The organism is Streptomyces sp. WG7, assembly GCF_049975785.1.
In the GTDB taxonomy this organism is placed as follows: Bacteria; Actinomycetota; Actinomycetes; order Streptomycetales; family Streptomycetaceae; genus Streptomyces.
This window is the reverse complement of the sequence record NZ_JBNGGE010000187.1, coordinates 1-619: the sequence shown is the minus strand read 5'-3', so window position 1 is coordinate 619 and position 619 is coordinate 1. Positions and strand designations below refer to the sequence as shown.

The window sequence follows — 619 nt, the reverse complement described above, 5'->3', positions numbered from 1 at the left end:
GCGCCGCGCCTCCGCGCCCGTCGGGACCCCGGCGTCGGCGGAGACGGCCGAGACCGTCGTTCCGGCGTCCTCCGCCGCCGAGACGCCCGCCCGGCCCGAGCCGGCCGCCGCGTCCGAGCCGAGCCCGGAGGCCGCCGAGGGGGCCGCACCGCGCCGCACCCGCCGTCGTGCCACGCGCGCGGTGACCTCGTCCACCGAGCCGGCCGCCGTGGAGACCGCCGGGGCTTCGGCCGATGCCGAGCCCGCCGCGGTCCCCGAGCCCGCCGCCGCTCCTGAGCCCGCCGAGGCGCCCGCGCCCGCCGAGGACGCCGCTCCCCGTCGTACCCGCCGTCGTGCCACGCGCAGTGTGACCTCGCCCACCGCGGAGGCGTCCGCCCCTCCGGCGACGGACGCCGAGCCCGCCGCCGCCGCGCCCGTAGAGGCGTCCGCGCCCGTCGAGGCGGCCGAGGACGCCGCTCCCCGCCGTTCCCGCCGCCGTGCCACGCGGCGTGTGTCCGCCCCGGCCGGCGCACCCGCCGACGCCGCCGCCGACGGGGGCGAGCCCCCGGAGGGGCGCGCACGGGCTGGCGCGGCGGGACGAGCTGCTGCCCCCCGGGGGGGCCCCGGGGCGGAAGCACGG

The 619-nt window shown here is 84.3% G+C and carries 1 pseudogene; it reads right to left on the bottom strand.

The window, feature by feature from the left end:
- Window positions 1-483, bottom strand: a pseudogene (locus ACP4J0_RS38680) (hypothetical protein); the annotation flags it as partial.
- Between the last annotated feature and the right edge of the window lie 136 nt (window positions 484-619).